This is a genomic window from Puniceibacterium sediminis (assembly GCF_900188035.1).
Classification (GTDB): domain Bacteria; phylum Pseudomonadota; class Alphaproteobacteria; order Rhodobacterales; family Rhodobacteraceae; genus Puniceibacterium; species Puniceibacterium sediminis.
This window is the reverse complement of record NZ_FZNN01000007.1, coordinates 103647-123053: the sequence shown is the minus strand read 5'-3', so window position 1 is coordinate 123053 and position 19407 is coordinate 103647. Positions and strand designations below refer to the sequence as shown.

Sequence of the window (19407 nt, the reverse complement as noted above, 5' to 3'; positions counted from 1 at the left end):
TAATCTAATTCTCGCGCTGTTCTTGCCCCCGCCGTCCCGGGCATCGCAGACACGTTTGCGCATCCCCGGGGCGACATGATTCAGAAAGTACAGAGTGTCGGCTCAGTCTGGGGCGCGCATGCCCGTAACCAGAGTTGATTCGATTTCGGAGCCATCGGATAAGCGAAGCAAGATCTTTTCTCCGCTAATGCGCGCCTCCTGAACGGTGCTGAAAGCAAGGGCCGCAGTGCTTTCGATCACCTTGCCGCTCTGGTAGCTTTCGACTTCGAAACTGTAAGTGCCCGAAGGGTAGGTTGCGCCCGTGGCATCGACCCCGGCCCAGATGACTGAATCCTCCCCCAGGGGCAGGGTTTCGCGGGAAACGACCGACCCTGCGGAATCTCGTACAACCAGCTTGGCCGCATCCGCATCAGAGGCATGTTCGGGCCTCAGATGAATCGGGCTTCCGTCAAAGGCGACAGGCGCACGCGCCAGTGCCTCCATCCCGACCCAGCCTGCCAACTGGCTAAGCGCACCGCCGCCCATCTGATCGCCCAATGCGCGCAGAAGGTCATTGGTCAGTACCTGCTGTTCGACCGATGAAAATGTCGCAAGCTGGACCGCGTAATCTGATGAATCCACCGGGTTGAGCGGGTCCTGATTCTGCATCTGGACGGTCAACATGCGCAGGAAGGTCTCGAAATCCGAACTTATCTCGCGGTTGCTGGTGCCCGTAGACACTGCGCCCGTGGCGCTCGCGTTTGTCGATGTTTTCTCGGACGCAAGGCCGCTATAGGCGGGCGGGGCGACTTGAGTGGTAACCATGGAAGTCTCCTTAAAGTCGAATATCGAGCCCGTCGCTGGCGACAGACAGGGGTGTGGGGAGGGGCGCACTTTGCTCTGACGAACCAGAGGGTGCCGAACGCGAAGATTCGGTGCCCCCGTTTGGCGCATCACCGGTACCGGTTTCGTAGCCTTGCTGACCAAACGTGAAATCCACGCTAGTATAGCCAAGATCGGTCAGTTCACGGTGAAGCTGGTCGATATGGCGGCGCAGCAGATCCAGCGTTTCCGGGCGTTCCGATGTGATGTGCATCACGATCCCGTTTTCCGAACTGACCATATGCATGCGCACCCGGCCGAGCTCTTCTGGGTTCAGCCGCAGATCGACGGGGCCATCCTTGAGCTGGCCAGTGACCTCGATCATCTGACGCATTGCCGAAGCGCCGTGATCGCCGCGAATCGGCTGGATCACACCTGGCATCTGAGACGCCTGCGCCTGACTGCGCGCGTCTCCGAATAGGGGGGGCAGGGGCGCCAGTTCTTCTGATTCAGCGGTGTCGCCGGTGAGAACTTCGGCGCTGAATGGCACTGACACGGATTGAACGGGCACCGGTGCCGCCGTCTTTACAGATTGTGGTGTCGCTGCAGTCGTATCCGTTGTCACGGAGCGGGCGTGTGCAAAACTCTCATCCCGTGCGCTGCTCCTTATAAAACGCGCAGAGGGCGAGGAGAGTTGCCCTGTCGCGGCTAGAATCGGGGCAACTTCGCCGACCGATCCTTCGGGAATGATTCTCTGCCCGGTGGGGATGGTTTGCCCGGATTGCTGTTCCGCGCGTTGCGCGGCGGTTGCAACAGGCATAGATGCCCCGGCTGGCGATCTCTGGGTGCGCTGAAGAGAGGTCTTGAACGCAATGGCCATGGCCGCCTTCTCCGCGTCCGTCATGGCGGTGGCTGGCTGCAATGTAATATCGGTCCTGTTTTCCGAAGCGCGGGACGATGAAGGCATCTCATGCAAACCAGCACTATTATTTGGCGTGGTGGGGGCATCCGTTTGAACAGCTGTCTGGCCGGATTGCGCCCTTATGGCTGATGAAGACGCATTGGTTCCCAAGGCTGCTTGGCCACTTTGAGCCATGGTCCCGGGAGCAATCCGGCTCGCGGTTGAAGGCTGCACTGCATCTTCGGATGTCGCCTGACTGCCGCCCGGGCGCCCTGCGGCGGGGATGCCGGGCGGTGCGCCGACTACTGCCGCCGCAGGTTCCGCAGGGAGGCCAGTTTTCAGACCGCTTTTGGGATCTGAACCGGGCGAATGGTTGCTCGCTGTGCCAACAGGCTGATTCGACATCAGATTGAATCGCTGCGTTTTTTGATTTTCTGGAGCCTGCTTTCGCGGGTCCATTGCAGACAGATTCGATTCGGCAATTCCTGTGCCTCGGCTGGCTTTACCCAGCGGAGGAACGAGGGCTTCTTCGACAGAATCCTCTGCCCCGATATCTTCTGCATGCCCGAGTGGACTCTTCGCAGAAAGATAAGGGATCCGGACGGTCCGGCCCTCCTCTTCGGCAAGATCGGCATTGATGCCCGTATCGGCAGCCAAGGCTTCCGCCTCGGTAACTGATGAGGAATCAGTCGACTCTTCAGTTTCCCTTACCCCGCCCTGGGGCAGACCTGAATCCGACCGCGCATCGCGATCCGACTGACCCTCCCGGCCCATGGCTGCAAACAAAGAGGAAAACCGTTTTGTTGCAGGCGACGGTTCTGCCGAGGCCTGCGCCACGGTCGTCGGGTTCTTGAACGGGATTGGAGTGAGATTCGGTATCATGTGTGCTCCGGGAATTCTTCCGTGTGCTTCACAATAGTCCGAGTTTCCTTACCGCATCTTTACCGACTCTAGAGCCTAATTGGGAAAGTGACTCGAATTGGAGCAAAAGTATGGATCCCGTTTCTCTCTCCCCCTCAATCCCGGACGTGTCTGCGCGCCGCGATTTGGCATTGCGCGAAGCCGCCAAAGAGTTGGAGGCTGGATTTCTTGCCGAAATGCTCAAGGCCGCCGGGTTGGGCAAGACCAGCGAATCTTTCGGTGGGGGTCAGGGAGAGGAGCAGTTTTCCTCTTTTCTGCGCCAGGAGCAGGCCCGCGCGATGGTTGAGGGTGGTGGAATTGGACTTGCTGAATCGCTTTATCATGCATTGAAGGAACGCGAAAATGACTGAGCAAACCACAACGGATATCATGGCCGCGCTCGATGCGCTGCTGGAAGAAGAACGCTCTGCGCTGCTGAACGGCGCGCTGGACCGAATCGAAGACGTGATGGAACGCAAGTCGGCGCTGATCGATGCCCTTGCCGAATCTGGCGTAGATGATGTCGAAACTGTGTCCGCCCTGCAGGCCAAGCTTGGGCGCAATCAGGCTCTGTTTGATCAGGCCCTTGCAGGTATACGGAATGTGGCCAGTCGGCTAAGTGCCATGCGCCACCTGCGCAAAACGCTTGAGACATATGACCAGCACGGGCGCAAGTCGGCATTGCTGACCAGCGCGGAAAACAAACTCGAACGGCGAGCGTGAAATTTGTCTCAAATGTGCCTTAACCCAAATAGCGGTTTTAGCACTCCATTAGGATTGATGGATGTAAAACGGTGATGCACCCGAACAGGTGGCGCAGACGCGGCAACACCGCCTCTGCAAGTGTCAGAAAGACCTTTCAGACGCCGAAAGCGGCGACATCGAAACCAGGCGCAAAAGCGCCGACCGACTGCAAGGAAGACATCACATGTCAAGCATTCTGACAAACAATGGCGCAATGGTTGCGCTGCAAACCCTGAAATCCATCAACTCGAACCTCGGCACGATCCAGGGCCAGATCTCGACTGGTAAAAGCGTCGCCACCGCCAAGGACAACGCCGCTGTCTGGGCCATTTCCAAGGTCATGGAATCGGACGTCAAGGGTTTCAAAGCGATTGAGGACAGCCTTAACCTCGGTGAATCCACTGTCGCCGTTGCCCGCTCTGCTGCGGAAACTGTTACCGATCTGCTGACCCAGATGAAGGGCAAGATCGTCGCGTCGCAGGAAGAGAACGTTGACCGGACCAAGATCCAGGCCGATATCGGTGCTCTGCGTGATCAGATTGCATCCGTTACGGGCGCAGCTCAGTTCAACGGTTTGAACCTTCTCGACTTCGATGCCGAAACTAGCGGCGCGACCAACAGCATTGCCCAGCAGGTCACAAACACCACCTCGGGCACCGTGAACGTCCTGTCCTCGCTCGACCGGACAGCAAGCGGCGTGACCTCTGCTTCCATTGGGGTCACCAAGCAGTCGCTGGCGCAAACAGCCCAGATTGCTGGCACCGTGGCTGCATCAGCAACCACTATCGCCACAACGGCAGTCGCAGGCAGCACCGGTACGATTGCAGCACCAGTCGGGTCTTCTGAAGACTTTGCGATCAACGGTGACACCACGGCCGCGGCTCGTGGCGGCAATCGCGTCCTTGCCGGTGATACCTACACGCTTGCGGCAACCTTCTTTGACAAGCTCTCGACAGGTGCGGGTACCGATATCACCTCGGCGGTGGCTTATGTTGCCAAAGCTGGTGATAGCACTGCCGATATCGCCAAAGGTCTTGCCACACGCGTGAACATGGCGCTGGCCGAAGCTGGCTACGACGAAGATTTCGCTGCAAGCTTCACTGATGATGGCGATAGCACCGCGACCTTCACGATCACCAACAACTCTGGTGTGGTCGGCACCGCCGCCTTTGCTGCTACCGACATCGTGGTGACTTCCGGCGGTACTGCCGGTGGTGGTCTTGATATCCTGACAGATATCGATGTCAGCACTGAAGGTGGTGCAAAAGCAGCTATCGCAGCTGTCGAGGAACTGATCCAGACGTCGATCGACTCGGCGGCAGCCTTTGGTTCGGCCCAGGGTCGTATCGAAACCCAGGCTGGCTTCATCACCAGCCTGAGCGACTCGCTCAAGTCGGGCATCGGCGCACTGGTCGATGCAGACATGGAAGAAGCTTCTGCGCGCCTTCAGGCTCTGCAGGTTCAGCAGCAGCTGGGTGTTCAGTCGCTGTCGATTGCCAACCAGGCACCGCAGTCCCTGCTGTCGCTCTTCCGTTAAGCGCAGCTCAACGGAGGCCGGTTATCCGGCCTCCGTACCCGGCCGATCTCCTAATCTAGTAAGAAATATGAATTTTGGAAGGATGTGACGTGAACGCACATTCCCTGGCTCAACGCGCCTACTCGGCTAACGCGGGTTCAACCCGTTCGGAACGCAGTACCGAATACGAACTGATTGCGCAGGTGACATACCGACTGAAGACTGCAGCCCAAAAGGGTAAGGGCGGCTTTCCGCAATTGGTCGAGGCTTTACACGAGAACCGCAAGCTCTGGACCGCTTTGGCTGTCGATGTCAGCAGTTCCGGAAATGACCTTCCTCAGGAACTACGCGCACGGATATTCTACCTTGCCGAATTCATGCAGCAACACACCCGCCGGGTCCTGAAGCGCGAGGCCAAGGTTGGTCCGATTCTCGAAATCAACGTCGCTGTCCTGCGTGGACTGAGCGGACGGAGGGCGAATAAATGAGCGGACTTGTCTTGAAACTGGCCCCCAAGGAACGCGTGCTGATCAACGGCGCGGTGATCGAAAACGGCGACAAACGCAGCCGCCTATCGATTGTGTCACCGAACGCCAATATCTTGCGTTTGCGGGATGCCATTCACCCTGAGGAAGCCTGCACCCCGGTTCGCCGCATCTGCTATGCAACTCAGCTCGTGTTGACGGGCGATGCGGATCCGGAAGAGAGTCGCCACAGGCTCCTGCGCCACATCGAGGAACTCAGCCGCATCCTGACTGACGCTGACAGTCGCACCCTTCTGTCAGCGGCCACCGAAGCTTTGCTTGGCGATCAATTTTATCAGTGCCTGAAGTCACTGCGTGCGCTCATTCCCAGAGAAGACCGGCTTCTTGCGGCGCATTTGACCTGAACAACCGCGACCAAAGTCATCTGGCCCGGTCAGACAAATCGCCTTTTCCCACGTCAAATTTCGCGGGTTGAACGCTCTCGATAGAGCAAATAGGCGTTTCCCAGTCCCAGTCCCAGTCCCAGTCCCAGTCCCAGTCCCAGTCCCAGTCCCAGTCCCAGTCCCAGTCCCAGTCCCAGTTAGCCGACCGCTAAATTCATGCGCCTCGTCCTGCAGGGTTCTTTGCCGGGGTCATTGTGTTTCTGAGTGGCGCAGCCGATCCGTTTCCTGAAGTGGCCCGACGCAAGAGTAACTGAAGCCGGGAAAAGCTGTTTTCGATTCCGGAAGCCGAAGCTTCGGCAAGGAAGGCTTCTAATTCAGGCCATGCCTTGATCGCCTGATCCAGCTGCGCATCGCTACCATCACGGTAGAGGCCAGCGCGGATCATGGTTTCAGAGCGTGCATAGGCGCCCAATAATCTGCGCGCCAAAGCAATCTGAACATTTTCTTCGTCGCTCGCAGCTTCGGGCAGACTGCGCGAGACAGAGCGCAGAAGATCCACAGCAGGAAAGCGTCCCCGCTCTGCGATCTGCCGGTCCAACACGACATGCCCATCCAACACACCGCGAAGGATATCTGCCACGGGTTCGTCCATATCCGACCCAGCCACCAGTACGCTGAAAACCGCGGTGATATCACCCATGTCGCCCATCCCCGGACCTGCACGTTCCGCCAGAGTCATGATCTGATGCGCGGTCGATGGGGGAAAGCCGCGCAGAGCCGGCATTTCGCCCGATGCGATGGCCACCTCGCGGTGCGCTTCGGCAAAACGCGTTATCGAATCGGCAAGGTAGAGAACGTGTTTTCCCTGGTCGCGAAAGTGTTCTGCAATGGTCATCGCGGCCTGCGGACAGCGACGACGTTCAAGCGGGGAACGGTCCGAAGTGGCCGCAACGACGACCGCGCGCGCCATACCTTCGGGGCCTAATACGTTGGTGACGAAGTCGCGCACTTCGCGGCCTCTTTCTCCAACCAAGGCAAGGACGACCACATCGGCCTGCATCCCCTTGGCGAATTGGGCAAGCAGGCGCGACTTGCCGACGCCCGACCCGGCGAAAAGACCGATTCTCTGGCCTTTGACCACGGGCAGCAGTGTGTTGAACACCGACAGACCTGTTTCAAGCCGCTCACCAAGCCCGCGCCGCTGCGCGGCCGGCGGAGGTGCGGCGCGGAACGGGCGACGCTGCGGTCCGTTAACCAAGGGTGGCCCGTCCAGCGGAGCGCCGTAGGGATCGATCACCCGGCCGATCCAGGAATCGGATGGGGCCAGCGTTGGCGGACCCAATACTGCCACGCGGTCACCTTGTGAAACGCCTTCGATCCCGGTGTCGGGCAGCATGCCAACCAGATCCTCACGAATGCGCAGGACCTCGCCGCTCACAGGTTCGCCCGAACCGCGCAAAAGGCGGACCCGGTCGCCGATCGACGCAAGATGCGCCAAGCCCCGCACCCAAATCACCGTACCATCAACCGACCTTACACGGCCAACGGCGCGCACGGTCTGCAGCCCAGCCAGCTGGGCACGCAGGCCCGTAATCTCGTCTCGGTCCATCGTGCGATCCCTTCATGCTCTGATCACTGTTTCTAAAGGAATCAGGGTTAAGCCTTGATTGAAGCCAAGATAAATCGAGGGAGAAGCCCCGGTGTTCCAGAACCTGGAAATATTCAAAACCGCCATGGCAATGGCACGGCATGCCGGGACCCAGCAGGGCGTTACCGCGCAGAACATCGCCAATGCCGACACGCCTGGCTACCGTGGCCACGACGTCATGGGCTTTGCGCAGATGATGGATCGCCATTCCGGCCCGGATCAGCTGCGGGCCACAAGGGCGGCTCATCTGATGGGCCAGACAGCAACCGAAATCCCCACCACCGAACGTCGCGAATCGGCAGATCCGAACGGTAACACCGTGTCCATCGAAACCGAGATGCTGACCGCTGTCGAAGCCCGACGCGAGCATGACACGTCGCTGGCGATTTATCGCTCAAACCTCAACATCCTGCGCACCAGTCTTGGGCGCGGTTAACGGCAGGGGGAAACCATGTCTGATTTTACCAACTCTCTTGCGATGTCGGCCAGTGGCCTGCGCTCTCAGGCCATGCGCCTGCGGCTCACGTCCGAGAACATCGCCAATACCGATACACCCGGGTACCGTCGAAAGACGGTGCCGTTCGAAGCAGACACCGACCCGCGCACTGGCGTGGCCACAGTCAGCACCGGGCGGGTCCACCTCGACCGCTCGGATCTGCAGCAGATCCACGATCCGTCAAACCCCCTCTCGGATGCGAACGGCAATTATGACGGCTCGAACGTGGATATGATCATCGAAATTGCGGACGCCCGCGAGGCGCAGCGTTCCTATGACGCCAACCTCAAGATGTTTGATCAGGCCCGGCAAATGTCGTCCAGCCTGCTCGAGCTGTTGCGCCGCTAACCCCCTACCGAATGGAGACCAGAATGGACGTTCGTTCACTTTTCGCCGCGCAGACCTATGCGGCATCCCGCCCCGTCACCGAACCGCAGCCTGAAACGGCAACACCGCGGGCGGATCAACCCGGATCGGCCTTTGGCCAGCTCGCCACCGACTTTGCGCAGACCCTGCGTGATGGCGAGAATGCCGCCAAGGCGACCATGGTGGGCGACGCGGACCCGCATACATTGGTTCAGGCGCTGGCCCAGTCAGAGATTGCCGTCGAGGCGGTGGTTACCGTCCGCAACAAGGTGGTCGAGGCCTATCAGGAAATCCTGAGAATGCCGGTCTGATATGCTAAGCGAGGCCATCTTCTTTGACACGCTCCGCCAGGGACTCTGGATCGCCACCATCACGTCGGTGCCGATCCTCACGGCGGCGCTTGTTGCGGGTGTTACGGTCGGCCTGTTCCAGGCGCTTACCTCGATCCAGGAAATGACGCTGACCTTTGTGCCGAAACTGGCCTGCATCGTCGGCGTCTTCTGGCTCTCGATGAGCTTCATGACCCAAACCCTGGTGGCCTTTTTCCAAAACCAGATCATTCCCATCATAGCCGGAGGCTAGCCATGGAAACTGCAGGATATACGACCCTTACCCGCCAGTCGGGGCTGATGCGCGAAATGCAGGTGATTGCGAACAACATCGCGAACACCGCCACCACCGGTTTCCGTCAGGAAGGGGTGGTTTTTGCCGAATTCATCGCCCGCACCGATATGGGCAGCATCTCGATGGCGACGGCGCAGATCCACAACACCTCGACCCTGCAGGGCACTCTGACCAAGACCGGCGGACAGTTCGACATCGGTATTCAGGGCGATGGATTCTTTCTGGTGCAGACGCCGAATGGTGATCGCCTGACCCGCGCGGGCGCCTTCACCCCGAACGCGAACGGTGATCTGGTCACGCCCGATGGTTATCCGGTGCTCGATGCCGGTGGTGCGCCGATCTTCATTCCGCCGGATGCCGGCGACCTTGCCATCGCGCAGGACGGCACGCTCAGCAGTCAGGGCCGTCCACTGGGGCAGGTCGGCGTTGTGCAGCCTACTGATTTCAACGGAATGATCCGCGAAAACGGCACCTTTTTTGAAAGCACGGACGGTTTCGAACCAGTCGAGCAGCCGATGGTGATGCAGGGCTTTCTCGAATCCTCCAACGTCAATGCCGTGGGTCAGATCGCCCGCATGATCGAGGTGCAGCGCGCCTACGAGATGGGGCAGAACTTTCTCCAGGCCGAGAACGAGCGCATCACCAACGCCATCAAGACGTTCATCAGATAATCTGCAAGGAGCAGCAAAATGCGTGCACTGAAAATCGCCGCCACCGGCATGAGCGCCCAGCAGATGCGGGTCGAGGTCATTGCCAACAACCTCTCGAACATGAGCACGACGGGTTACAATACGCGCCGGGCCGAATTTTCGGATCTGCATTATCAGCAGATGATGCGCGCGGGCACGGTCAATGCCAACGACGGCACGGTGCTGCCCACCGGTGTTCAGCTTGGCATGGGCGTGCGGCCCGCCGCCGTATCGATGCAGCTTGAGCAGGGCGCGCTCTCGGTCACCGGCGGCGATCTCGATGTTGCCATCGAAGGTCTGGGTTATCTTGAGGTTACTCTGCCCTCGGGACAGGCGGCCTATACCCGTGACGGCGGGCTGAAACGCAACGCAGAGGGGCTGATCGTTACCTCGGATGGCTATGCCGTGGCGCCGGAAATCACCATTCCCGACGATGCCCGCAGTATTTCGATCAACGGCTCTGGCGAAGTTTACGCCTACTTCGCCGACACCGCCGGTGCACAGCTTCTGGGTCAGTTCACTCTGGCCGGATTTACCAACGCCAAGGGACTCGAGGCGATCGGCTCGAACCTCTTTGTCGAAACCGAAGGGTCAGGCCCCCCCAATGTCACCACTCCCGGGCTCGACGGTCTTGGCACCCTGCGGCAAGGCTATCTTGAGGACAGCTCCGTCGACGCGGTGCGCGAAGTCACCGAGTTGATCGAGGCGCAGCGCGGCTATGAACTGAATGCCAAGGTCATCTCCGCCGCCGACCAGATGCTGGGCGCGACGACGCAAATCCGATGATCCGGCTCGCTCTCCTCTTGCTGATCTTCGCCGGGCCTGCATGGGCCGACATGGTCATCGCCAACCGCACCATTCGCGCGCAGGAAATCGTGACTGCCGACGCGCTGAGCATGAAAGCGGGCAGCCTCGACGCCGGTTTCGAAGATCCGATGGATGTCCTCGGGCTTGAGGCGCGCGTCTCGCTCTATGCCGGTCGGCCGGTCCTGCGCGCACATGTTGGCCCCGCGGCGCTGATCGAACGCAACCAGATCATCTCGCTCGTGTTCGCGCGCGGCGGGCTGCGCATCACATCAGAGGGGCGCGCTCTGGATCGCGGTGGGGTGGGCGAACGGATCCGGGTGATGAATCTGGATTCCCACACCACCCTGTTTGGCGCCGTGCAGCCCGACGGCTCTGTTCACGTTTCGCAATGAAAGCACTTCCCATGATGCCAAGAACCCTCCTTGCCCTTGCTGCCCTTGCCTTTGCCATTTCCGCGTGCGGCCGCATGGATCATATCGGACGTGCCCCAACGTTTACCCCGCCCAACGATGATGCCCAGCATGATGCCATGGTCTATGCCAGCCTGCCGCGCACTCTGCCCAGTCGAAACAGCATTGTCCGCGCCAGCCTTTGGGATGGCGGGCGGCAATCGCTGCTGGGCGACCGGCGCGCGATGAGCCGCGGCGACATCATGACAGTCGTGATCGAGATCGACGAAAAAGCCGAGATTTCGAACACTACCGCACGGTCGCGTTCGGGGTCCGAATCCCTTGGTGTACCGGACCTCCTCGGCATTCCGGAGCGGATCAATCAGGGTCTGACCGACGGTGCTTCGCTGGATTCTGCGGTGTCTCTGGACAGCAGCAGCCAATCCAAGGGCGACGGATCGGTCAAACGAAACGAAAAACTGACCCTGCGCGTGGCCGCCACCATCACCGAGGTGCTGCCAAACGGCGTTCTGGCCATTCAGGGCTCGCAAGAGGTGCGGGTGAATTTCGAACTGCGTGAACTGCTTGTCACCGGCTACGTGCGGCCCGCCGATGTCTCGCGGCAGAACGAAATCACCTATGACAAGATCGCCTCGGCCCGCATCTCTTATGGCGGACGCGGTCAGATCTCGGACATGCAGCAACCCCGGATCGGTCAGCAGGTTCTTGATGCTGTCCTGCCTTTCTGAAGGAACATAAAGATGCGCAAGCTGCTTCCCATAATTCTTGCACTGGTCGGCATCGGCGGCGGGCTCGGCGCGGGTATTCTTCTCAAACCCGCCGCTCCTGAAGAAGTGGTCACCGCCGATGGTTGCGCGCCGCCTGCCGGGGATGCCCATGCCGAAACGGCGCCTGCGGCGTCGCATGGCGAAGAGGGCGGCGAGGGCGAAGTTGATACGGCTGAATACGTCAAGATGTCCAACCAGTTCGTGGTGCCGGTGATCGGAGAGAACCGTATTTCGGCGCTTGTGGTCGTCTCGCTCAGCCTTGAGGTCAACGCGGGCACCTCTAGCCAGGTGCTACAGCGCGAACCCAAACTGCGGGACGGCTTTCTGCAGGTGCTGTTTGACCACGCGAATGTCGGCGGCTTTGAGGGCGCGTTCACCCAGCCCAACAAACTGGACCCGCTGCGTCGGATCTTGCTTACGGCGGCGCGGACCAGTGTCGGCCCGATCGTCAAGGACGTTCTGATCACCGAAATCAACAAGCAGGAATCCTGATCCGGCCGATGACTCTGTGCGCCGCGTCTCTGGGGCGGACAATCCGACCCCGGGCAAAGACGCCCAAGTTTTGGGCGCAGCCCCCGAACGACGTGCCGGAACACGCCATGCGACATTTACATTTGCTCCCGACTCAGCGCCGCTAGGGCATGGCTGACCGTCTTTCCGTAATCGTGGTCGAAAACGACCGGGACCGCGCGCTGCTCATTGTGGACAGCTTGCGCGAGGCGGGCGATTTCGACATCCACGTCATCGGTGAGGCGACCGGTCTGGGCCGCCGCGTCAAGGCATTGTCGCCCGATGTGGTGCTGATCGACATCTCGAATCCCTCACGCGACATGCTCGAAGAACTCGCGCTGGCCTCTGGCCCGATGGAGCGGCCCGTGGCGATGTTCGTGGACCGTTCGGACGACGGCATGACCAAGGCCGCGATCGAGGCCGGCGTGTCGGCCTATGTGGTCGACGGGCTCAACCCCAAACGGCTCAAACCCATTCTCGATGCCGCCATCGCGCGGTTCCATATGTTCCAGCGCATGCGCACGGAGTTGATGGAAACCAAGCGCGCGCTCGAAGAACGCAAGGTCATCGACCGCGCCAAGGGTATGCTGATGAAGGCGCGCGGGGTGGGCGAAGAAGAGGCTTATGCCATGCTGCGCAAGGCCGCGATGGATCAGGGCAAGCGGGTGGCAGACGTGGCCGGCGCGCTGGTCACGGCGGCGGGGCTGCTGGGATGAAGGGCACGGTACTTTCCGTCGGGTTCATCCCGCTGCTGGACGCGGCCCCCCTGATCGTGGCGCAGGAAATGGGCTTTGCCGCCGAAGAGGGCATCACCCTTGATCTGGTGCGCGCGCCGTCCTGGTCATCCCTGCGCGATATGCTCAGCTTTGGCCGTGTCGACGCGGCGCATATGCTCTCGCCGATGCCCGTGGCGGCGGCGCTGGGGTTGGGCGGCACGCAGGCGCCGCTCGCCGCCGTGTCGGTGCTGTCGATCAACGGAACGGTCATCGGGGTCAGCAACGCGCTGGCGGAACGGCTGCGCGACGGCGGTCATGATTTTGCATTCAACGATGCCCGCGCGGCCGGAACCGCACTGATCAAGGCCGCCGTGCCCACCCTGCGGATCGGCGTGCCCTTTCCGTTTTCGATGCATGCCGAACTGCTGTATTACTGGCTCTCCGCGCTGGGCCTGCCCGCGCCGCAGAACGTCGATATCCGCACCGTGCCGCCCTCGCTCATGGCGCAGGCGATCGAAGCGGGCGAAATTGACGCCTTTTGCGTCGGTGAACCCTGGGGCTCGATCGCGGTTGAAAACGGTGTCGGGTCGCTGCTGCTGCCCGGGGCCGCGATCTGGGCCTTTGCCCCGGAAAAGGTGCTTGCCGTGCGCAGCGACTGGGCCGATGCCGAACCCGCCCTGCTGGGTCGTCTGATCCGCGCGGTCTGGCGTGCCGGGCGCTGGCTGGGGGATTCGTCGTCGAACACTCTGGCGGCGGAACTGCTCAGCCGCCCCACATATCTCAACCTTCCGGCCGAAATTCTCGACCGGTCGCTGAACGGCAGCCTGGTCATTTCCGCGCGTGGCGATCAGCGCGACACCCCAGGCTTTATCGAATTTCACGCCGGTGCGGCCAGTTTTCCCTGGCGGTCGCAGGCGCAGTGGATCGGGCTTCAGCTCGCCCTGCGTACGGGGCTCGACCGGGTCGCTTCGGTCAACACGGCCGAGGGCGTGTTTCGCAGCAATCTGCACCGCAATGCCCTGCGCCAGACCAGCGCCGAACTGCCCGCCGCCTCGTCCAAGGTCGAAGGCGCGCTTGGTGCCAGAACCACGCTTCCCGCAGAATCAGGCCGCATAACGCTGAGCCGCGATGTGTTTTTCGATGGCCGCGTTTTTGATCCTTCACAGATAGAACGCTGAATTTTCGGGCGCTTCCGGTCTGAAATTGCTGCGCTGCCGCAATTTTCCACGTCTTTCATAAAATTAGATTTGCCAGAGAACTGCCGCTGTCGCACAAAGGTCCTGTAGGCAGACAATGGCGTCCACCGACAAAATTCTCCCAGAGATTTGGGTTTATCTGAGCAAAGCCGCTCGACCTCCGCGACATCCGTCGTGGTGAGTCAGCGGCTATTTTTGTTTTGCCCGGGCCCCCGCATCTCTGTGCGTCCCGGATCGTATGAAACGAGGGAACACACCGATGAAGAAAATCATTCTTACGCTTGTCGCGACAACCGCTCTGGCCAGCCCCGCCTTTGCCGAGATGCTGGAGCTTGAAAAAGACGAGCTGAAGTTCGGCTTCATCAAGCTGACCGACATGGCGCCGCTCGCCGTCGCCTATGAACAGGGTTATTTCTTTGACGAAGGGCTGTTTGTCACGCTCGAAGCGCAGGCAAACTGGAAGGTCCTGCTCGACGGCGTGATCGGCGGCCAGCTGGACGGCGCGCATATGCTGGCCGGTCAGCCGCTGGCGGCGACCATCGGTTACGGCACCGAAGCTCACATCGTGACGCCCTTTTCCATGGACCTGAACGGCAACGGCATCACCGTTTCCAACCAGGTCTGGGAAATGATGAAGCCGAACATTCCCAAAATGGATGACGGCCGCCCGCAGCACCCGATTTCGGCCAGCGCCCTCAAGCCGGTGATTGAAACCTTCAAATCCGAAGGCAAGCCCTTCAACATGGGCATGGTTTTCCCGGTCTCGACCCACAACTATGAACTGCGCTACTGGCTCGCCGCCGGCGGCATCGCGCCCGGCTATTATTCGGCCGAAAACGTGACCGGCCAGATCGCCGCCGATGTGTTCCTCTCCGTCACGCCGCCGCCGCAGATGCCGTCGACAATGGAAGCCGGCACGATCAACGGCTACTGCGTCGGTGAGCCGTGGAACCAGCAGGCGGTGTTCAAGGGCATCGGCGTGCCGGTCATCACCGATTACGAGCTGTGGAAGAACAACCCCGAGAAAGTCTTCGGCATGACCGCCGAATTCACCGAAAGCTACCCCAACACCACGCTCGCCGTGACCAAGGCGCTGATCCGCGCCGCAATGTGGCTGGATGAAAACGACAACGCCAACCGCGAAGAGGCGGTCGATATCCTGTCGCGCCCCGAATACGTCGGTGCCGACCGCGAAGTCATCGCCAATTCCATGACCGGCACGTTCGAATACGAAAAGGGCGACACCCGCGAAGTCCCCGATTTCAACGTCTTCTTCCGCTACAACGCGACCTATCCGTTCTACTCCGACGCCGTCTGGTATCTGACCCAGATGCGCCGCTGGGGCCAGATCGGCGAAGCCAAGCCTGACAGCTGGTACGACGAAGTCGCAAAATCCGTCTACAAGCCCGAAATCTATCTCGAAGCGGCCCGCCTGCTGGTGGACGAAGGTCTCGCCTCCGAGGCTGACTTCCCCTGGGACAGCGACGGCTACAAGGAAGCAACCCCCGCTTCTGATGTGATCGACGGCATCGGCTACGATGGCCGCACCCCCAACGCCTATCTCGAAAGCATGCCGATCGGTCTCAAAGGCGAACAAAAGGTCGTCGGCAACGAAGTTCAGGGCTGATGCCCCCCGGGGTGCGCAGTCATTGCGCACCCCACACGCCGGTCCGCAGCCATACGCGAACCATACGCTTTCCATACGCATACCATACGCCCGCCAGCCCCGTTTTCAGAGGACCAGCCACATGACGACTGTCGATCCGGATTTCGCCACGACCCAGGCAAAAGAGGCCCGCCGCGCCCGGCTTTTCACCCGCATCAACAAGGCTGACGCCTGGTTCCAGGTCCTCGGACTCGCCTGGATCACGCCTGTTCTCAAGGCTGCCGCCGGGGACAATCCTCGCGGTCAAGTCTCTGAAATCTGGCGACTTCTTGGTGTTCCTGTGCTGGCCATCGGGGTCTTTCTGATGCTCTGGTCGGTGCTCGCTCCCACGGTGCAGACCTCGCTTGGTGCCATCCCCGGGCCCGCCGCCGTCTGGGAAGAGGCCGTCAACCTGCACGAAGACGCGGTGCGCAAAGGCGCCAAAGAGGCGCAGTTCTACGACCGCCTTGATCAGCGCAACCAAAAGTTGATCGCCGCTGGCCGCCCCGAGGATGTCAAGGACATCGCCTATACCGGCGCGCCCTCCTACTACGCGCAGATCTGGACCTCGATCCGGACCGTCTTTTTCGGCTTTCTGATCGCCTCTGCCGTCGCCATCCCGCTGGGCATCGCCGCCGGTCTGTCGCCTACTGCCAACGCTGCGCTGAACCCGCTGATCCAGATTTTCAAACCTGTCTCGCCGCTCGCATGGCTGCCCATCGTCACGATGATCGTTTCCGCCGCCTACGCGACCAACGATGGCATGTTCTCGAAATCCTTTCTGGTTTCGGCGATCACCGTCACGCTTTGCTCGCTCTGGCCGACGCTGATCAACACCGCTCTGGGCGTCGCCAGCATCGACAAGGATCTGGTGAATGTCTCCAAGGTGTTGAAAATGAACACCTATACCAAGATCACCAAACTGGTTCTGCCCTCGGCCCTGCCGCTGATCTTTACCGGTCTGCGCCTGTCGCTGGGTGTGGGCTGGATGGTTCTGATCGCGGCCGAAATGCTGGCGCAGAACCCCGGGCTTGGCAAATTCGTCTGGGATGAATTCCAGAACGGCTCCAGCCAGTCACTGGCCAAGATCATCGTCGCGGTGCTGACCATCGGCATCATCGGCTTCCTTCTCGACCGGGTGATGTTCGCGCTGCAATCGCTTTTCACCTTCTCGAACAACCGGTGATCAACATGAGCATTCTTGAATTCAAAAACGTCTCCAAGGGTTTCGGAACCGGCATCCACCGCGAAGAAGTCCTGAAAAATATCAACCTTAAGGTGCAAGAGGGCGAATTCTTGGTCCTCCTCGGCTTTTCCGGAACCGGCAAAACGACGCTGATAAACCTGATGGCAGGCCTCGAAATGCCGTCCAAGGGCAGCGTCACCTTCAAGGGCAAGCCGATCACCGAACCCGGTCCCGAACGCGGCGTGATCTTCCAAAGCTATTCGCTGATGCCCTGGCTGACCGTGGCCGGGAATGTCGGTCTGGCCGTGGACACGATCTTTCCGGGTATGCCCAAGGCGGAAAAGGCAGCGAAAGTAGCGCATTACGTGCAGATGGTCGGGCTTGGCCATGCCATGCACCGCCGTCCTGCGGAACTCTCCGGTGGCATGCGCCAGCGCGTCAACGTCGCCCGCGCGCTCGCCATGAGCCCGGAAATGTTACTGCTGGACGAACCTCTTTCGGCGCTCGATGCGCTGACCCGCGCCAATCTGGCGGATGAGATCGAAAAGATCTGGGAGGCAGACAAAAAAACCTGCGTCCTGATCACCAACGACGTGGACGAAGCCATCGTTCTGGCCGACCGGATCATCGCGCTGAACCCCGATGGCACCCTCGGCGAAGAGTTCAAGGTCACCATCCCGCGCCCCCGCGAACGCACCGCGATGAACAACGATGAAACGTTCAAGGCCCTGCGCGCTCAGGTCACCAAATACCTGATGGACGTCGGGATCGAGGCCAAGGTCGAAGGCACCCGCCAGCTGCCCAACGTCACGCCAATCCATGGCGTTCCCTCGGCGGTGAAAGATGCGCAGGAAGGCATGATCGAGGAAAGATTCCTTGATTTCAGTCAGTTGCACAAGGTTTATCCGACGCCCAAAGGCCCGCTTACCGTGGTCGAAAACTTCGATCTCAAGGTGAACCGGGGCGAATTCATCAGCCTGATCGGCCATTCCGGCTGTGGCAAATCCACCGTGCTGACCATGGCCGCCGGCCTCAATAGTATCAGCGAAGGCGCCATTCGTCTGGATGGTCGCCACGTCATGGGCGCCGATCCCGAACGCGCCGTGGTCTTCCAATCGCCCAACCTTTTCCCATGGCTCACCGCCAAGGAAAACGTCGCCATCGGCGTGGACAAGGTCTATCCCCGCGCGTCGCAGGCCGAACGGCAGGAAGTCGTGGAATATTACCTCGAACGCGTCGGTCTGGGCGATGCGATGGACCGCAACGCCGCGTCGATGTCCAATGGCATGAAACAGCGCGTCGGCATCGCCCGCGCCTTTGCGCTCTCGCCCAAACTCCTGCTGCTGGATGAACCCTTCGGGATGCTCGACAGTCTGACCCGGTGGGAGCTGCAAGAGGTCCTGATGGAGGTCTGGTCCCGAACCAAGGTCACCGCGATCTGCGTGACACACGATGTGGACGAGGCGATCCTGCTGGCTGATCGCGTGGTCATGATGACCAACGGACCACAGGCCACCATCGGCAAGATCACCGAGGTGAACCTGCCCCGTCCGCGCACCCGCAAGGCGCTGCTCGAACATCCGGACTACTATTCGTATCGCCAGGAGGTCCTTGATTTTCTTGAGGAATACGAACACGGGCACAAGCCCAAGGGCGACAAGAAGCCCGGCAAACAGGAAGCAGCCTGATGGATACGCTTATGGAACCGCCCGTCAGAACCTTTGTCGACGTGATGGAGATCTGGGTGCCCGAAGGCGACCGTCTGGTCCCCGGTGGCGGTCACTACGGCACCCTCAGCGCCTTTGCCGAAGCCTCGCGCAAGACCAGCTTTGCCAAGGGCGAAGGACTGCCGGGCAAGGCATGGGCAGAAGAGCGGCCCATTGTTCTCAAGGCCTTTGAGGGGTCCTATTTCCTGCGCACCGATGCCGCCAAACAGGCCGGTCTGACCAGCGCCGTGGCGATCCCGGTCTTTGCCGGGCGCACCCTCAAGGCAGTTCTGATGGTGCTGTGCAGTGATGATGCTGATCGCTTTGGCGCGATCGAAGTCTGGGCCGAAAACGATGGCATCCTGTCGTTGGAAGACGGCTATTACGGCGCCGCCAAGCAGTTCGAGGAGATCTCCCAGCGCACCACCTTCAAGCGCGGGCAGGGGCTTCCCGGCAGCGTCTGGTCGTCCAAGACACCGATCCTGATGCGCGATCTGGGGCAGGGCTATGGCTTTGTGCGGTCCGAAAGCGCGGGCAAGATCGGCCTGAACACCGGGCTTGGCCTGCCGGTCCCGGTGCCGGACGGCACGACCTATGTGCTGACCCTGCTGACCGCCAGCGGCACGCCGATCGCGCGCCGGTTCGAAATCTGGGATGCCCGCTCGGCCAAGGTCGGCGCATCCGGCAAGGCGATCCTGACGGACGGGATCTGCGAACGAAGCGGCCCGCTGTGGGACTTTGAAAAAGAGCGGACCGTGACCGCCTGGCAGGGGCCCGTCGGTCGCGCGCTGGGTAGCGGTCTGCCCGTGATTGACACCGGCGCCGGTGCTGTCGGCTACGCCTCGATGGTCGCCTTGCCGATCCATCGCAATGGCGAGCTGGCCCACATCGTCGCCTGGTATTGCTGAGGA

23 protein-coding genes are annotated in these 19407 nt (G+C 60.7%); 20 read left to right on the top strand and 3 right to left on the bottom strand.

All coding sequences use genetic code 11. From position 1 onward, the window contains the following. Positions 1-102: 102 nt before the first annotated feature. Both CHB75_RS09715 and CHB75_RS09710 read right to left on the bottom strand, forming a co-directional pair. A complete protein-coding gene (locus CHB75_RS09715; protein WP_089270352.1) occupies positions 103-804 on the bottom strand; it encodes a flagellar hook capping FlgD N-terminal domain-containing protein in 702 nt (233 codons plus the stop codon). 10 nt (positions 805-814) lie between these two features. Next, the gene (locus CHB75_RS09710) at positions 815-2539 is read right to left on the bottom strand and encodes a flagellar hook-length control protein FliK (protein ID WP_176439101.1); all 1725 of its coding nucleotides are present in this window, start codon (positions 2537-2539) and stop codon (positions 815-817) included. Positions 2540-2694: 155 nt separating this feature from the next. Between CHB75_RS09710 and CHB75_RS09705 the strand changes: the two genes are divergently transcribed. The 5 genes from CHB75_RS09705 to flbT all read left to right on the top strand — a co-directional run bounded on the left by CHB75_RS09705 (position 2695) and on the right by flbT (position 5751). Further along, positions 2695-2973, top strand: a complete 279-nt coding sequence (locus CHB75_RS09705; RefSeq protein WP_089270350.1) for a rod-binding protein — start codon at positions 2695-2697, stop codon at positions 2971-2973. Next, complete coding sequence (locus tag CHB75_RS09700) at positions 2966-3325, top strand: flagellar protein FlgN (RefSeq protein ID WP_089270349.1); 360 nt, start codon at positions 2966-2968, stop codon at positions 3323-3325. The genes CHB75_RS09705 and CHB75_RS09700 overlap by 8 nt, the downstream gene beginning before the upstream one ends. 205 nt (positions 3326-3530) lie before the next feature. After that, positions 3531-4883 (top strand): flagellin, encoded by a 1353-nt coding sequence (locus CHB75_RS09695; protein ID WP_089270348.1) that lies wholly within the window; start codon positions 3531-3533, stop codon positions 4881-4883. 89 nt (positions 4884-4972) lie between these two features. Next, the gene (flaF, locus tag CHB75_RS09690; RefSeq protein ID WP_089270347.1) at positions 4973-5350 is read left to right on the top strand and encodes a flagellar biosynthesis regulator FlaF; all 378 of its coding nucleotides are present in this window, start codon (positions 4973-4975) and stop codon (positions 5348-5350) included. Beyond that, positions 5347-5751, top strand: a complete 405-nt coding sequence (gene flbT / locus CHB75_RS09685) for a flagellar biosynthesis repressor FlbT (protein WP_089270346.1) — start codon at positions 5347-5349, stop codon at positions 5749-5751. The genes flaF and flbT overlap by 4 nt, the downstream gene beginning before the upstream one ends. A gap of 193 nt (positions 5752-5944) precedes the next feature. Here flbT and CHB75_RS09680 read toward each other — a convergent pair whose 3' ends face one another. Next, positions 5945-7339, bottom strand: coding sequence for a FliI/YscN family ATPase (locus tag CHB75_RS09680; protein ID WP_089270345.1), 1395 nt, complete (start codon positions 7337-7339; stop codon positions 5945-5947). A 91-nt stretch (positions 7340-7430) separates the two neighbouring features. On the opposite strand from CHB75_RS09680, the gene CHB75_RS09675 reads away from it, so the two are divergent. The 15 genes from CHB75_RS09675 (at position 7431) to CHB75_RS09605 (ending at position 19404) form a co-directional block, all read left to right on the top strand. Further along, on the top strand, positions 7431-7814 hold the full coding sequence (locus CHB75_RS09675; RefSeq protein ID WP_089270344.1) for a FlgB family protein: 384 nt from the start codon (positions 7431-7433) through the stop codon (positions 7812-7814). A 15-nt stretch (positions 7815-7829) separates the two neighbouring features. Beyond that, a complete protein-coding gene (flgC, locus tag CHB75_RS09670) occupies positions 7830-8222 on the top strand; it encodes a flagellar basal body rod protein FlgC (RefSeq protein WP_089270343.1) in 393 nt (130 codons plus the stop codon). Positions 8223-8245: 23 nt separating this feature from the next. Beyond that, complete coding sequence (gene fliE / locus CHB75_RS09665) at positions 8246-8551, top strand: flagellar hook-basal body complex protein FliE (protein ID WP_089270342.1); 306 nt, start codon at positions 8246-8248, stop codon at positions 8549-8551. 1 nt (position 8552) lies between these two features. Then, on the top strand, positions 8553-8822 hold the full coding sequence (locus tag CHB75_RS09660; protein ID WP_089270341.1) for a flagellar biosynthetic protein FliQ: 270 nt from the start codon (positions 8553-8555) through the stop codon (positions 8820-8822). 2 nt (positions 8823-8824) lie between these two features. Further along, positions 8825-9535 (top strand): flagellar hook-basal body complex protein, encoded by a 711-nt coding sequence (locus tag CHB75_RS09655; protein WP_089270340.1) that lies wholly within the window; start codon positions 8825-8827, stop codon positions 9533-9535. Between the two features lie 18 nt (positions 9536-9553). Further along, entirely contained in the window at positions 9554-10339 is a 786-nt protein-coding gene (gene flgG / locus CHB75_RS09650; protein ID WP_089270339.1) for a flagellar basal-body rod protein FlgG, read from the top strand. Further along, a complete protein-coding gene (flgA, locus tag CHB75_RS09645) occupies positions 10336-10752 on the top strand; it encodes a flagellar basal body P-ring formation chaperone FlgA (RefSeq protein WP_089270338.1) in 417 nt (138 codons plus the stop codon). Before flgG ends, flgA begins: the two co-directional genes overlap by 4 nt. 11 nt (positions 10753-10763) lie before the next feature. After that, positions 10764-11498, top strand: coding sequence for a flagellar basal body L-ring protein FlgH (gene flgH / locus CHB75_RS09640; protein WP_089270337.1), 735 nt, complete (start codon positions 10764-10766; stop codon positions 11496-11498). A 12-nt stretch (positions 11499-11510) separates the two neighbouring features. Continuing rightward, on the top strand, positions 11511-12029 hold the full coding sequence (locus CHB75_RS09635) for a flagellar basal body-associated FliL family protein (protein ID WP_089270336.1): 519 nt from the start codon (positions 11511-11513) through the stop codon (positions 12027-12029). A 149-nt stretch (positions 12030-12178) separates the two neighbouring features. Then, a complete protein-coding gene (locus CHB75_RS09630; protein WP_089270335.1) occupies positions 12179-12763 on the top strand; it encodes an ANTAR domain-containing response regulator in 585 nt (194 codons plus the stop codon). Then, on the top strand, positions 12760-13941 hold the full coding sequence (locus CHB75_RS09625) for a CmpA/NrtA family ABC transporter substrate-binding protein (protein WP_089270334.1): 1182 nt from the start codon (positions 12760-12762) through the stop codon (positions 13939-13941). Before CHB75_RS09630 ends, CHB75_RS09625 begins: the two co-directional genes overlap by 4 nt. Positions 13942-14218: 277 nt before the next feature. Further along, the gene (locus tag CHB75_RS09620) at positions 14219-15586 is read left to right on the top strand and encodes a CmpA/NrtA family ABC transporter substrate-binding protein (protein WP_089270333.1); all 1368 of its coding nucleotides are present in this window, start codon (positions 14219-14221) and stop codon (positions 15584-15586) included. A gap of 121 nt (positions 15587-15707) precedes the next feature. Continuing rightward, positions 15708-16790 carry an ABC transporter permease gene (locus CHB75_RS09615; RefSeq protein WP_089270332.1) on the top strand — a complete coding sequence of 361 codons (1083 nt, stop codon included), beginning with the start codon at positions 15708-15710 and terminating at the stop codon, positions 16788-16790. A 5-nt stretch (positions 16791-16795) separates the two neighbouring features. Next, the gene (locus tag CHB75_RS09610; RefSeq protein WP_176439100.1) at positions 16796-18478 is read left to right on the top strand and encodes an ABC transporter ATP-binding protein; all 1683 of its coding nucleotides are present in this window, start codon (positions 16796-16798) and stop codon (positions 18476-18478) included. Beyond that, entirely contained in the window at positions 18478-19404 is a 927-nt protein-coding gene (locus CHB75_RS09605) for a GAF domain-containing protein (RefSeq protein WP_089270330.1), read from the top strand. The genes CHB75_RS09610 and CHB75_RS09605 overlap by 1 nt, the downstream gene beginning before the upstream one ends. The last annotated feature ends 3 nt before the right edge of the window (positions 19405-19407 follow it).